Here is a 13850-nt window from a genome sequence, read left to right on the forward strand (position 1 = left end):
CCAGTGAAGCGCGATCGATACCAGGCCATAGCGGTGTTGCGCGCACGGCATTGACTATCCCTTCATCGATCGGGAGTGAATTTCGCGGCTGAGCGGTCCCATACCCGCTTTCGCCCAATCCATCCGGGCGATGGACCTCGGGAGATGTAGCGTCGGCATGCGTCCGGCAGGGGCCGCCAGCAGAAGTTCAGGAGGTCGCCCGATCCGGAGGCCTAGAGGCGTAGGCGCTTCGGATCGACGCCGACCTCCGCAGGCTTGGCACCATAGGGTGTCCCATTCGCCGTCACCGCGAGCACGAAGGCGCCTCCGGGACGGCCGTCGCGCAACGGCCGGATCCCCATCACGACCTTGTCACCAGGCCGAAACGTTTCACGGGTGATACCCATCCGCTCCAACACCACGGGCGAGACCAACTCCACGTCCCATCTCTTCGCAGCAGTGGTGCCTTCAGGGGCCGCCACGATCGAAATCCACGAATGAGGATTCAAATATGAGAACGACTTGATCGTGCCTCGCAAAATGACGAGCTTCTGATTGTCGAACATCGCCGTCGAATGATGCGCTGAAATCGGGGAGGCAAGTCCAGCGGCCAGGATCGCGATGGCCAAAAGAGCACGTTTCATCTCAACATCCTTCGTAGCTCACCGAACCGACTAGCAAAGCCATTCTTTGATTTAGTGGTGTTAGTTGCCGGTTATGGACAGTGTGTTATTAGACTAGGCTAAACGTGGTTTGTCGCTCACGCCTCGTGAGCGCACTCACGGCCGCCATGCCGAGGCGGCCGCCATGAAGCTGAGCGTCTCCTTCATCGCGTCGCCCTTTTCGAGCGGAACGTAACTCAACTTCACGACTACCGTGCGGGTGATCGGATCCACGTAGATGAACTGGCCGCACAACCCGAGCGCGAAGTACGCATCGCTGTTCTGAACGGTCCACCACTGGTAGCCGTAGCCGCCCGTCTCTCCTTCCTGCCCTCCAACAGGCGCAGTGGCCTGGCGCACCCAACCGGCGGGAAGGATCCTCTGGCCATTGCCGACCCCGTCCTGCAGCATCATCTGCCCGAAGCGTCCATAATCCCGCAACGTCGCGTTGAAGCCGCCGCCGGTGAACTCCCGCCCGATCCCAGGAGGGCCGTCCATGATGTAGAAGGCGTCCCGTTCCGTGCCGAGCCGTTCCCAAATCCGACTGGACATGTAGGCCGAGGCGCTCATCCCGGTTACCCGTTCGACAAGCCAGCCGAGCACGGCGGTGTCGATTGTCTTGTAGTCGAATGTCGATCCTGGAGCGTGTTTGCGCTTGAGGGTTCGCGCCACGTCGGCGAAGCGGACACGGTTCTGAACCAGCGCTTCCTCGTGATTGATAGAAGCGACGCTTGGGTTCTTCCAGTCGTAGCGCTCGTCGTAGTCAACGCCCGACCTCATCTCCAGTATTTGCCGGATCGTGACGCCCTCATATCCCGTGCGCCGCAGTTCCGGCAGGTAGGTGACGATACCGTCATCCAACGACTTGATCCTGCCCTCGCTCACAGCAAGTCCCACCAGCGTGCCAGTCAGCGACTTCGACATGGACCAGGAAATGAACCTGCTCTGTGCATCCGTCCCGTTCCGATAGATCTCCGTCACGATCTTGCCGTCTTTGATGATCAGCAGCGCATTCGTGTAGTTGCCGTCCAGGATTTCACTTGCCGGCTTAGTCGCTCCACCATAGGAGTAGGAGAAGTTCATCGGTGCGTCGGTGCGGGGCAGTTGCCAGGGCGCAGCTGCATGGCCGACGACACGCGTCTCGAATAACTCGTCCATGTTATGGAAGAGCACGGAGCTGATTGCCGGATCGAAGATCGCGCGGCGCGCGGCGACTACCGCAGGCGACGGGGGCTCCGCTGCTAATGGCAGCGAGAGCGTTGCCGAGATCGCCAGCGCCAGGAAACCCTTCGCTTTGCGGAGTCCAACATTCATCACTCACTCCCCGGCAATGGGATGATGCGGTCAATCGGCCACCCCATCCGTTTTGAATCAGTTCTTTACGAAAGCGGCGTTGATCTCGAGCTCGACGTCGTCTGCTACGGCCGGCGCGGCCATTGCGACGCCGAAGTCGCTGCGCTTGATATTGCCGGTCGCGCTGAATCCCACGTTGAGCGCGTTGTTGGCCATGGGGTTACTGCCGGCGCCAAGAAAACGCGCGTTCAGGGTGACGGGCTTGGTGACATCCTTGATCGTCAGGTTGCCGACGATAACGGCAGCATTCTTCCCGGATGGCTTAATCGAAGTCGACACGAAGCGGGCGGTGCCGAACTTCGCCGTATCGAAGAAGTCGGCGCTGTTGAGATGCTTGGTGAACCCTGGAGCGGTCGTGCTCAGTTGCTTCATGTCGAACGTAACCTCAACCTTCGACGCCGCGACCTTCGCAGGATCCAGGGACAGTGACCCTCCCGAAGCTCCGAATTGGCCCTGCAGCATGCTGAAGCCGAGATGGTTCAGCTTCCAGGTGACCTGGGTGTGTGCAGGATCCACCGAATAGGCTCCCGCTGTCGCCCGCGATGGGTCTGGGGTACCCGGCACCTGACCGGACAGCGCCGTTGGCGCGGCGGACAGCGCAAGCAAGATCAATCGAATGTTCATCAGGCGATCCAGTCCATCAAATTTTCTCGGTAACCTAACGAAGTGACAAGCCCCGAAAAGTCCCATTCACCCGCTTCCGTGGTGTTTCCTGAAGGTAAAGCGGTGATGAGCAGGCACCGCGCCCACTTCGTCGACAGCGCCGGCCATGCGACTTAGTCCGGAAAGTTAAGAAAGGGGGGACTCACCCAAGCCCGCGTCCGGGACGGATGAGGCTGCACTCCTGTCAAAGTGCAGCCTCATCCACGGAGATCGAGCCGTGACCGCTACGAAGAGCTGCCCGTGCAATTAGAACCGGACGGTGGCCTGAAGGCCCCACTCACGCGGACGGGCGGGGTTCTCCACGCGAGCACCGGCGGTGAAGCCGCCAGCATAATCCACCCCTCCCGTCAGATAGTACTCGTTCGTAAGGTTCGTGACGAACAATGCCGCTGACCACATCTCGTCAGCGGAGTCGAACTGCAGTCGCGAGTTGACCAGGTGATAGGAAGGCATCTCGACGGAGTCCGAGATCGTCACCGCGCTGCGTTGCCTATCGGTGTAGGTATAATCGCCCGACAGAGTGATCTTCTGGCCACCTTTCAAGGGAAGGACGTACCGCCCACCGACCGAAATCTTGTACTTAGGCGTCCGCTGAAGTTCCGTATCGCGGGTCAGGTTCGGCAGGGTGACGACCGGCCCGAGCACGCCTTCGGGATAGGCCGAATAGGTGAGCGCGGGCACTCGGGTGTATTCAGCGTCCAAGTAGGAGCCGGCGAAGTTGAAGGACAGGCGGTCGGTAGCTATCAGTTGGCCTTCCAGTTCCACGCCGCGGATGCGTGCGTCGCCAGCGTTGGCCGTCGCAAGTATGATCTGGCCGGCAGTGGGAATCAGCAGGTTGAACTGGATGCTCTTCCAATCCGTCTGGAACACCGTAGGGTTGAGGCGCAGTCGGCGATCGAACAGGTCGAGGCGCGCGCCCGCCTCATAGGTCCAAGCCGTCTCTGGACCGAACCCAAGCCCGTTTCCGGGGAGCCGTGCATCCGCAGTGAACCCTCCCGCGCGGAAGCCGCGCGATGCCTTCGCGTAGAAGAGGGCACGCTCGGTAGCCTGGAAGTTAATGCCGATCAGTGGCGATGTGTTCTTGAACATTGAGGATCCCGGTGCCGTGCCTTCGACGAAGTCGGTGCTCGTCTCCTTCGAGTAGCGCAGGCCGCCGGTGACCGAGAGGGCTTCGGTGAAGTTGAAGGTTGCCTGGCCGTAGACCGCCTTCGACTCCACGTTGCTGCGGCTCGCTGGATCAAGCGGGAAGGCATCCAGACCAATTGAAAGGATGCCGGACTGTGACCTGCTCCTGCTGTCGTAGTAGTAGACGCCGGTTGTCCACTTCAGACGTTCATCGAGCGCCGATCCGCTCGCCTGGAACTCCTGCGTAAATACCTTGGCGGTGTTGTCGTCAGGCGTGACAGACACGAAGTTGAGGGGCGTGCTGTCGGTGTCGTAAGCTGTCGAGTTGTTCGCCTTGGTGTAGGCAGTGATTGACTTCAGGTGGAAGTTCTCCGTCACGTCGTAGTTCACTACGCCCTGATAGACCTCGAACTTCTGTCGCGCAAATTCCGGCGAACCAAACCCTGCGAAACTATAGCGCGACCGCGACAGATAGCGGTCGTCGTACGGTCGCGTCTCGCCGCCCAATGCTCCGAGGCCGATGAACAGGGCGTTGGGATTGATCGCGGTCACGCGGATCGCTTGACCGTTGCTCCGCTGACGAAAGAAGTCGCCCTTGAGATCGACCGTCAGGCTCTCCATCGGCTCCCAGCGTCCTTGGACGCGGATTTGGCTGTAGCGCTCAGCTCCGCGATAGATCTGGTTGAATTCGTCAAGTACGTAACCGTCCTTCCTCTGCGACGCGCCGGTAAGGCGCACGGCAAGCGTCCGGGTCACGGGAAGGTTGATCGCGCCCTGGATGTCCGCACGATCGTAGCGTCCGACGGTCCCGTCGACGTATCCGCCGAACTCCTGCGTGGGCTTGTTGGTGATGAACTGGACGGCACCGGCGATGGTGTTGCGGCCGAACAGCGTCCCCTGCGGACCGCGGAGCACTTCAATGCGCTCGACGTCGATAAGTCTGAGGAGATTGCCCGCCGAGGAGGAGAAGTAAACGTCGTCGACGTAGATGCCGACCGCCGCCGAAGAGCTGCCGTTAACTCCCATGCCGCGGATCGCATAGCCGCCGCTCGTCGCCTGGCCGGACGTGTTTCCGACGGACAGACTGGGCGTGAAGGAGTTGAGGTCCAGCAGGCTGCGCGCGCCGCGCTCCTGCAAAGCCTCGGTCGTCAGCGCGGTCACGGCGATCGGCGTCCGCTGGATGTTGGTGGACGTGCGGGTGGCGGTGACGAAGATGTCCTGCAACCCGCCCGAGTTCTCATCCACTTCGGCCTGAGTACCCTGCGCCGCCGGTGGCTCTGCAGGCGCCGCCTGCGCCCAAGCCGTTTGCGAAGCGCAGACTAGCGCCGCGCTCGCAACCCCCGCCATTAGGGTACGACGAACCATGAACTGCACCATCTCTTTCCCCCTTGCCTTCAGCGCGTCCGTAAGGATGCGGCCAATCAGATCGTGCTTCTCGCAACCTCTGGTGGGGAACCGGTAGTCTCGCAGACCCTCGCGGAGAGGGTGTCAAATTGACACCTTATGGGAGGCGATCATCACCAAGCAAGCTCGCTCGGGCGGATGGCGGTTGTTTCGCCTCTCTTTCAGGCGGTTGTTCGACGCATGCCAGCAGTGCCTGTCCCGTGTGCAGCGTTGATGCCGCACTCGCCTGCAAATCAGCAGCATGCCACTGCACTCGGAGAGTGCCGGCGCGTCGGAATGGAAGCGCCAGTTGTATCCTGCGGTGGAAAAGGTACAAGCCCCAGACCCCTCGGCCTCGCTCCTGGTGCTCTGCGGACAACACCCGCTCGCACTTTGACACCTTTGCCGGAGGCTAGTTTCGATCAGTCTGACGAGCTTGGGGTTGGAGGCTTCAAGTCAGTTGGGGGTAGGTAGAATGGTTGGTGAGCAATCCATGTGCGGCAATCACGCGCTTCTCAGAACAGCTTCGGCGCTTGCTATTCTCGCTGCGGCGATGTGCTCCGGAACCGCTGACGCGCAGGCGGCCCCAGACGAGACGGTGGCACCGGGCAACGATATCATCGTGACGGCGACACGGAGTGCTTCATCGATCTCCAAGGTCCCAGTCAGTATCGCGGCGGTCACGCAGGAGCAGATCAACAGGACGGGCGTGCGCGAATTCGCCGACCTGATCCGCCTCACTCCGGGCGTCAACCTGACGAGCACCAGTTCCGGTTCGAACCAGATCGCGATCCGCGGCATATCCTCTGCCGCCGGAGCATCCACCACCGGCGTCTACATCGACGACGTTCCCATTCAGGTGCGCAGTCTCGGCTACTCCGCCGGCACATATTTCCCGGTCTTGTTCGACCTCGAGCGGGTCGAGGTGCTCCGCGGTCCCCAGGGAACCCTGTTCGGATCCGGATCGCAGGGGGGAACCATCCGCTTCATCCAGCCGACACCGTCGTTCAACGACTTCCAATTCCGCGCGCGGGCCGAGTTCGGCGACATCGATGGCGGCGGTCAGAGCTACGAGTTCGGAGCGGCGGTCGGTGGGCCGATCGTCGACGACAAGATCGCCTTCCGCGCAGCCGGGTACTTCCGTCGTCAGGGGGGCTTCGTCGATCGCATCGCCGGCACCCCTATCGTGGCAACAAGCGGCGGCCAGCCGGTTGTGGACGGCTCGCTTGGCCCGGACGGGCTGCGCCTCGAGGGTGCCAGGACCGTCTACGAGGATTCCAACTGGACCGAGACCATCGCCGGACGCTTCGCGCTGGCGTTCAACGTGACCGAAAATCTCGTGGTGACAGGATCTTTCAATGTCGAGGACCAGACGCTCCACGATGCTACGAATACGGTGTGGGTCAGCGCCTCACGACCGGGCCGAGGTGTCTACGCCGCTCCAGTCTTCGCGGCGGGCTCGACCACGCAGCTCCTGAACGATCCGAATGATCCCGGGAATCCCGCTACGGGCCAGCCCTTCCTCACGGGATTGGAGGCTCCGCTCTATGACAAGGGCTCGGACCGGCTCTACCTTCCATATGTGACCGTCGACTGGTCCAACGATGCGGTCCAGCTGATCTCAACGACGGCGTGGCTGGCCCGCAACCACAGCCAGTGGGTCGAGGCCACGAGCAGCTACGGCTACTCGTTCCTCGGCTTCGCAGCGCCACGCGTCGGCGATTCTGCGCGCGACATCCTCACCGACCGTCAGCGCAACTTCACGCAGGAGGTGCGGCTGCAATCCGCTAATCCGGACGCTCGTCTGCGCTGGGTCGTCGGGGGTTTCTACAGCAACAACCGCCAACGTTCGTACGAAGAGGACTATGTCAACTTCCTCGGGCGCGTGCCGTCCCTGTTCGGCGTCACCGCGGCGGACGGCCCCTATCCGGGCACCAGCGCGTTCCTCAACGCCTTCGGCGTACCGCTCGGACCGAACTCCCTCGTATACTCGGCAGAGTTCTCGTCCCGCGAACGGCAACTCGCCGGGTTCGGCCAGGTGGACTTCAAGATCGTGCCGCAAGTCACCCTCACGGTGGGTGGTCGCTACGCTTCCAACAAGGTCCGGTTCGACACTGTCCAGGGCGGTCCGCTCAATAACCTGAACGCCCCCTATGGAACGCCGTGTCCTGACGCGGCAGGCTGCACGCCGGGGCAGGGGGCGTTCGCGCCGGTGTTCCCGATCGAACGACAGTTCAACAACGAAAAGGTGTTCACCCCGAAGTTCGGTATCTCGTGGGAGCCGGACGACCGTAACTTGATCTACGCGACGGCGTCGAAGGGCTTCAGACCCGGCGGCGCGCAGGTCCGTGTTCCGCCGGTTTGCGGGGGGGATCTCACTAGCCTTGGCTACGTGGATGCCAACGGCAACCCGGCATCACCCACGTCGTACGAGTCGGACACGGTCTGGAACTACGAAGTCGGTTCGAAGAATCGAATGCTCGGCGGCAAACTGCGGTTCGACGGAAGCATCTACCTCATCAAGTGGGACAAGATCCAAACGCAGCTGCAGCTGCCGACTTGCGGCTATCTATTCGTGGACAACCTCGGTTCGGCAAAGTCACGAGGCTTTGACGCGGCTGTGACATACAGTCCCATCCCGCAACTCGATCTCAGCGCGTCGGTCGGCTACAATCGCACAACGTTCAGCGAAGAAAGCCTTGTCTTCCAGAAGGGCGACTTCGTGCCGAATGCCGGATCCCCTTGGACGATCTACCTCTCAGGCGAATACCGTATCCCGATGCGCGGAAACGAAGGGTATCTGCGCAGCGACTTTACCTACACCAGCGCCCCTCGTCGGACCGGCAGGGTCGATCCCGACAGTCCCTTGTTCCAGCCGTTCGACACTCCACGGCCGAGCGTGAGCCTCGTCAACCTGCGGGCAGGCATGCGCTTCGATCGCGTCGACGTGTCGGTGTTCGTCAATAATGCGCTCAACTACAACCGTGCACAGGGCGTCGAGAAGTACGTCAACAGCCCATTGTACACGACCAGCTATCTCCGGCCCCGTACAGTCGGCGTCACCGCCTCGTACCGCCGATAGCTGTGGCAGGTACCGTGGTTGTGGTGCAGCGCATCCGCGCCACGATCAGTTCCGCAAGGCGGTTGCCGCTAGAGGGCTGACGGGGATTGTTTCGACGCAGAGGAATACGAATTCGAGATGAGCGAGAACGACAAGGTGAACTTCCGAAAAGCACGTGGCTTGCTTTCCCTGGCCCTCTTGCTGTCCCCGTCGAGCGTCCTAGCAGGCGGCGCCGACACGTGGAGCTACTTCGGTGGTTCTCACCGCTTTGACCGCTACTCCTCGCTTGCGAACATCAACCGAAGGAATGTCGATCGGCTGGCGGTCGTCTGGAACCGTCCGGGCGTCGACGAAGCGCTGCTGACCAAGTTTCCCGATCTGCAACCATCGCCCTATTTCCGGGGTACGCCGCTGATCCGGGATGGCATCCTCTATGCCCCTAATGGGGTGGGGCTGGTCGAAGCGTTTGACGCAGCGACCGGCAAGACCGTCTGGGTTCAGCAGCCGTTCAAGGCCACCTTCCGAGAAGCGGCCGGACAGAGCAGCCGGGGCGTTGATGTTTGGGGCACGGGAATAGAGGCGCGAGTTGTTTCGGTGCGCGGCGAATATCTCTACGCCTTGAACCTCAGCGATGGGAGTCCCGTGACGGGATTCGGCGAGGGCGGTCGTGTATCGCTAAACCGTAACACGCCGGATGGCGCGGTATACTTCAACTTCAATGGCCCAATCGTAGTGGGCGACGTGATCGTGGTCGGCGGGAACGGCGGCGGCAAGGTCGGCGTAGGCTATGGCGACAGCGGCAACGAAAAGGAGGCCCTGCCCGAGAACATCCGCGGCTACGACGTTCGCACGGGCAAGCTAGTTTGGACATTCAAGGTCATCCCTGACCGGGGCATGCCAGGCGGCGATAGCTGGGGAGGAGCCGAGGCCTACTCGGGCAACATGGCCGCCTGGGCGCCGATCACCGCGGATGACGAAACCGGCCTTGTCTATGTACCTCTGTCGGCGCCGACTAACCCCAACTACGGCGGCCACCGCCCCGGCGACAACCTCTACTCGAACAGCTTGGTCGCCCTGGACGCCAAGACAGGTCGAAAAATCTGGCACTATCAGACCGTTCATCACGATCTCTGGGACTTCGACAACGTTTCACCGCCGGTGCTCGCCGACTTCAAGACTGGCGGACGCACGGTCAAGGCAGTGATCCAAGCCAACAAGACAGGTTATATTTTCGTGCTCGACCGCGCGACCGGAAAGCCGGTGTGGCCGATCAACGAACGCCCCGTACCGCCAAGCACCGTGCCTGGGGAGCACGCCTCGCCCACGCAGCCATTTCCATCGCGTCCGGAGCCGGTCGACCGGATCGGCCTCGCCGATGACGACCTCATTGACTTCACTCCAGCGCTTCGCGAGGAGGCCATGCGAATACGCGACCAATACGTGCATGGTCCGCTCTTCACGCCGCCGACGGTGAACGCGAAGGATCGTCCGGGCACGAAGGGTACAATTTCCTCCCCTGGTGATATCGGCTCGATCGGCTGGAACACCGGGGCGTTCGATCCCGAGACGGGCCTCTATTATGCGGTGTCCATGACCGCGCCTGGCGTGGTCGGAGTGAGCAAGACGACGGATCCGAAGGCGACCATAGACTACAGCTGGGACGTCGGCTTCTCGGGATCGCCGACACCGGGCAATCCGTACGGCATCGGTCCGCGAAACGAGTTGCCGCTCACCAAGCCGCCCTACGGCCGGATCACGGCGATCGACATGAAGGTCGGCAGACAAGTCTGGATGGCGGCGAACGGGGAGGGGCCGCGCAACCACCCGCTGCTCGCGGGGCTACAGCTGCCGCCGCTCGGATATCCTGGCAGGCCGGCAGCGCTCGTGACGAAATCGCTGCTCTTCGTCGGGGAGGGGAGCGATGCGGTGTTCGGCGGGGCCGGCGTTTCGGGGGAGTCCGTGTTCCGCGCCTATGACAAGGCGACGGGAAAGGTGGTCGGCGAGATCAAGCTGCCCGCAGGAACGACAGGCGGACCCATCACCTATCAAGTCAAAGGAAGGCAGATGATAGTAGTACCCATCGGCAACAGCAAGGTCGGAGGCCGTTGGGTCGCCTTGGCCGTGAACGAGGTGCCGGCACGATGAGCAGCGCACGCAGAGCCGGCACACTTGACGAGCGACGGCGGATCTCGGGATTGCGAGTAGCATGCGGGTCCGTCCTGGCGGCGCCCTTTCTGATCGCATCGGCGCCCAGCGGTCCAGAATCTCCTGCGTCCGATACTCGGGCCGTCGCAGTCCAGATCGCCACCGGCAAGAAGGTGTTCGGGGAAGTCTGCGCCGCCTGTCACGGCATGGATCAGGGCCAGCCGAGCGACGCCCATTCAGCAAGCCTGAAGGGACAGCGTTTTCTCACCTCCTGGAGCGGCAAGCCAGCCAGGGCGCTCTATGGGCGGATCCTCAGCACGATGCCACAGAACGATCCCGGCTCGCTCGAAGCAGAAACCGTTCTCAACCTAACTACCTACATCCTGGCGGAGAATGGGCAAGCGCTGCCGGATGCCGGGGTCAAGGAACCGAGCGAGCTGAGCAGCATCACGATCGGTCAGTAATTTTTGTCGAAGCCCGCGGCAAGCACTGCAACGCAGTAGAACGAGTGCAGACGAACGGACGCCGCAGCTGTCGCCGCGCAATGATCATCAAAGGATTGGAGTTAGCATGCAGTTGAGTCTCCCTCGTCGTGCCATGGATCTCGTCAAGTCGAACGCCGCTGGCCTCGCGCTTGCGTTCGCCAGCGCCGTCGCTTTGTCCACGGCCTCCGCACAGGCCGCTCCCGCGGATGGGGAGGCGCTCTTCAAAGGGCGTTGCCAAATGTGCCACACGCACAAGGTGGACGGGAAGAATGGCGTGGGTCCCGCCCTCTACGGCATCGCAAAGCGTCCTGCGGCCTCGGTGCCGGCCTTCAACTATTCCGCCGCGCTGAAGAACTCGAAGCTGGTCTGGACCGAAGCCGTCCTCGACAAGTTCCTGCTGGCGCCGAGCAAGATGGTACCCGGCACGCGGATGGTCACGGCTGTGCCGTCCGCCACCGAGCGCAAGGCGGTCATCGCCTACCTTCTCAGCGCGAAATAGGCGGGGCGAGGCGGGCTCGTTGGCGGCAGGGCCTCAGCGGCGCGTGAAGAAGAGAAGGCTGGCCTTCGTCGTTTCGCGTCGATCATCCACAGTGTAGCCAGTGCTGGCAAGCGCGCGGCCACCTGCGGTCAGCTCGCGTCGAAGAAGCCCGCCCTCGCTGCCCGCTGCCAACGCCGCTCCCGCGTGGTCTCGCTGATCTTGTTCAGGATGACCGGCGCGGTTGCCGGCGGCGCGGCGTGCTCCCATCTTTCCGAAGCGGTGATCTTGAAGCACAGGAAGCACTCCTGGATCCTCTCTCAGGGTTCCTGTCAGAAGGCGGCGAGAGTGAAGCCGATGAGACGACCACACACGACCACCATGATCCAGAACAACAGCGAAATGCCGCCAGCCATCCTCGCCGCCAGCGGAAGCGTGGCGCTGCGATCCCAGCGATCTCGGCCGCGCCAGGTGATGCTCTGGAACAGCAGCATGTTGAGCCCCGCCAGGACGAGGCAGACCATCTTTGCGATGAAGTAGGTGTTGACAGCGTAGGCAGTGGCTCTGCTGACGAAGAGCAGGCTCCCCGTGGCGACTGCCACCATGAACGCGATCCAGACGTAGGGCAGCGTCTCATCGGAGACCGCCGAGACCGCCGATCCGTTGGACGCCAGGCCGAGAAGGCGAAGATCCATGATCGCGATCGAGCCGACGACCGTGACTATCGCCAGGACGTGGAGCGACTCGACTGTCGGGAATGCCCAAGCCGATTCGGCTAGAAACGTCGCCAAGGAAGACGCTTCGAGCGTCTGCCACAAAGATTCCAATGCCATCGACAATCCTCTCAAGTCGGCGCGTAAGCAATCCAGCGTCCAGCGAAAATGATTGCGCACCACAGCAGGAGTATCGCCGCTGAGGTGAGCCGGACTGAAGTTCGACGCGCGTGCGTGGCTTCCCAATCCTTGACGTTGAGCCGCACCGTCCGCGCCTGGAAGGCCAGAGTCACCCCGATCATCGAGATCACGAGGACCATCTTGATCCAGAAGGCCGCATTGAGGAGCTCGCGGGTTGGCTCGGCAATGATCATCCCGAGTCCGCTGATGGCCAGGACGAGCAAAGCCCACCAGATCCACGGTGCGAACCGCGCGACGGTGTCGCCCATCGTTCGGTCGACCCCGCTGATCCTCAGGATGCGCATGTTGATCATGAGCACAGATCCGAAAGCCGCCGCGATCGCAAGGATGTGCGCGACCTGAAGCGCCGGGACCGCCCAGAAGTTGCTGCTGATCGACCGGCTGAGGGAGGTCGCGGCAATCCGATCCGCCAGATCCAAAGCCGGAGTGGTCCGCAGATACTGGCTCAAATCATACAACAGGTCACCGAAGGTGGACATGTGCTTCCTTCACTGCTGGCACTTCAACTCCGTGAAGCTGTGTCGTCCTTAACTCTCGATAGCTTCTGCTGCCGCCAAGCCTCGCTCGTCAGACTGATCGAAACTGGCCTCCGGCAAAGGTGTCAAAGTGCGATCGGGCGTTGTTCGCAGAGCACCAGGAGCGAGGCCGAGGGGTCTGGCTTGCACCTTTTCCACTGCAGGATACAACTGGCGCTTCCATTCCGACGCGCCGGCGCTCTCCGAGTGCAGTGGCATGCTGCTGATTTGCAGGCGAGTGCGGCATCAACGCTGCACACGGGACAGGCGCTGCTGGCATGCGTCGACAGCCGATGGTTCATCATACCCTGATCGCGGGGGTGCGAGCGCGGCGCCAGTTTGCGCTTCGCAAGCGACTTCCCCTTTTCCTAACTTTCCGGACTAAGTCCCATGGCCGGCGCTGTCGACGAAGTGGATCGCGGTGCCTGCTCATCACCGCTTTACCTTCAGGAAACACCACGGAAGCGGGTGAATGGGACTTCTCGGGGCTTGTCACTTCGTTAGGTTGCCGAGAACATTCGATGGACTGGACTGCCTGATGAACATTCGATTGATCTTGCTCGCGCTCTCCGATCGGGTGCCGGGCGCCCACCTCATTGCAGGTGACAGCGGGAGTCTATTCACTGGATTCTGCGAAGGTCGCGGCGTCGAAGGTTGAGGTTACGTTCGACATGAAGCAACTGAGCACGACCGCTCCAGGGTTCACCAAGCATCTCAACAGCGCCGACTTCTTCGATACGGCGAAGTTCGGCACCGCGCGCTTCGTGTCGACTTCGATTAAGCCATCCGGGAAGAATGCTGCCGTTATCGTCGGCAACCTGACGATCAAGGATGTCACCAAGCCCGTCACCCTGAACGCGCGTTTTCTCGGCGCCGGCAGTAACCCCATGGCCAACAACGCGCTCAACGTGGGATTCAGCGCGACCGGCAATATCAAGCGCAGCGACTTCGGCGTCGCAATTACCGGATGGATTGGGCGAAAGCGGGTATGGGACCGCTCAGCCGCGAAATTCACTCCCGATCGATGAAGGGATAGTCAATGCCGTGCGCGCAACACCGCTATGGCCTGGTATCGATCGCGCTTCACTGG

At 61.9% G+C, this 13850-nt stretch carries 12 protein-coding genes; 5 read left to right on the plus strand and 7 right to left on the minus strand.

Translation table 11 applies throughout. From position 1 onward, the window contains the following. Positions 1-212 precede the first annotated feature (212 nt). The 4 genes from MRBLMA1_RS07550 to MRBLMA1_RS07565 all read right to left on the minus strand — a co-directional run bounded on the left by MRBLMA1_RS07550 (position 213) and on the right by MRBLMA1_RS07565 (position 5159). Entirely contained in the window at positions 213-623 is a 411-nt protein-coding gene (locus tag MRBLMA1_RS07550) for a DUF6152 family protein (RefSeq protein ID WP_363735904.1), read from the minus strand. Positions 624-758: 135 nt separating this feature from the next. Then, on the minus strand, positions 759-1955 hold the full coding sequence (locus MRBLMA1_RS07555) for a serine hydrolase domain-containing protein (protein ID WP_363735905.1): 1197 nt from the start codon (positions 1953-1955) through the stop codon (positions 759-761). A gap of 57 nt (positions 1956-2012) precedes the next feature. After that, positions 2013-2618, minus strand: a complete 606-nt coding sequence (locus MRBLMA1_RS07560; protein WP_363735906.1) for a YceI family protein — start codon at positions 2616-2618, stop codon at positions 2013-2015. 285 nt (positions 2619-2903) lie between these two features. After that, positions 2904-5159, minus strand: coding sequence for a TonB-dependent receptor (locus MRBLMA1_RS07565; protein ID WP_363735907.1), 2256 nt, complete (start codon positions 5157-5159; stop codon positions 2904-2906). 481 nt (positions 5160-5640) lie between these two features. Between MRBLMA1_RS07565 and MRBLMA1_RS07570 the strand changes: the two genes are divergently transcribed. The 4 genes from MRBLMA1_RS07570 (at position 5641) to MRBLMA1_RS07585 (ending at position 11355) form a co-directional block, all read left to right on the plus strand. Continuing rightward, positions 5641-8247 carry a TonB-dependent receptor gene (locus MRBLMA1_RS07570; RefSeq protein WP_363735908.1) on the plus strand — a complete coding sequence of 869 codons (2607 nt, stop codon included), beginning with the start codon at positions 5641-5643 and terminating at the stop codon, positions 8245-8247. A gap of 117 nt (positions 8248-8364) precedes the next feature. Beyond that, positions 8365-10371 (plus strand): PQQ-binding-like beta-propeller repeat protein, encoded by a 2007-nt coding sequence (locus tag MRBLMA1_RS07575; protein ID WP_363735909.1) that lies wholly within the window; start codon positions 8365-8367, stop codon positions 10369-10371. Then, positions 10368-10835, plus strand: coding sequence for a c-type cytochrome (locus MRBLMA1_RS07580; RefSeq protein WP_363735910.1), 468 nt, complete (start codon positions 10368-10370; stop codon positions 10833-10835). The genes MRBLMA1_RS07575 and MRBLMA1_RS07580 overlap by 4 nt, the downstream gene beginning before the upstream one ends. 106 nt (positions 10836-10941) lie before the next feature. Continuing rightward, a complete protein-coding gene (locus MRBLMA1_RS07585; protein WP_363735911.1) occupies positions 10942-11355 on the plus strand; it encodes a c-type cytochrome in 414 nt (137 codons plus the stop codon). Between the two features lie 33 nt (positions 11356-11388). Here the strand turns inward: MRBLMA1_RS07585 and MRBLMA1_RS07590 are convergent, their stop codons facing one another. Genes MRBLMA1_RS07590 through MRBLMA1_RS07600 form a run of 3 tightly spaced genes read right to left on the minus strand, consistent with a single transcriptional unit; the run spans position 11389 to position 12724 of the window. Then, on the minus strand, positions 11389-11628 hold the full coding sequence (locus MRBLMA1_RS07590; RefSeq protein WP_363735912.1) for a hypothetical protein: 240 nt from the start codon (positions 11626-11628) through the stop codon (positions 11389-11391). Positions 11629-11663: 35 nt separating this feature from the next. Continuing rightward, the gene (locus tag MRBLMA1_RS07595; RefSeq protein WP_363735832.1) at positions 11664-12164 is read right to left on the minus strand and encodes a DUF6644 family protein; all 501 of its coding nucleotides are present in this window, start codon (positions 12162-12164) and stop codon (positions 11664-11666) included. Positions 12165-12175: 11 nt separating this feature from the next. Continuing rightward, a complete protein-coding gene (locus tag MRBLMA1_RS07600) occupies positions 12176-12724 on the minus strand; it encodes a DUF6644 family protein (protein WP_363735914.1) in 549 nt (182 codons plus the stop codon). Between the two features lie 638 nt (positions 12725-13362). Here MRBLMA1_RS07600 and MRBLMA1_RS07605 point away from each other — a divergent pair. Then, positions 13363-13788 (plus strand): YceI family protein, encoded by a 426-nt coding sequence (locus MRBLMA1_RS07605; protein WP_363735915.1) that lies wholly within the window; start codon positions 13363-13365, stop codon positions 13786-13788. The last annotated feature ends 62 nt before the right edge of the window (positions 13789-13850 follow it).

Origin of the sequence: Sphingobium sp. LMA1-1-1.1, from assembly GCF_040676365.1 — a bacterium.
Classification (GTDB): domain Bacteria; phylum Pseudomonadota; class Alphaproteobacteria; order Sphingomonadales; family Sphingomonadaceae; genus Sphingobium.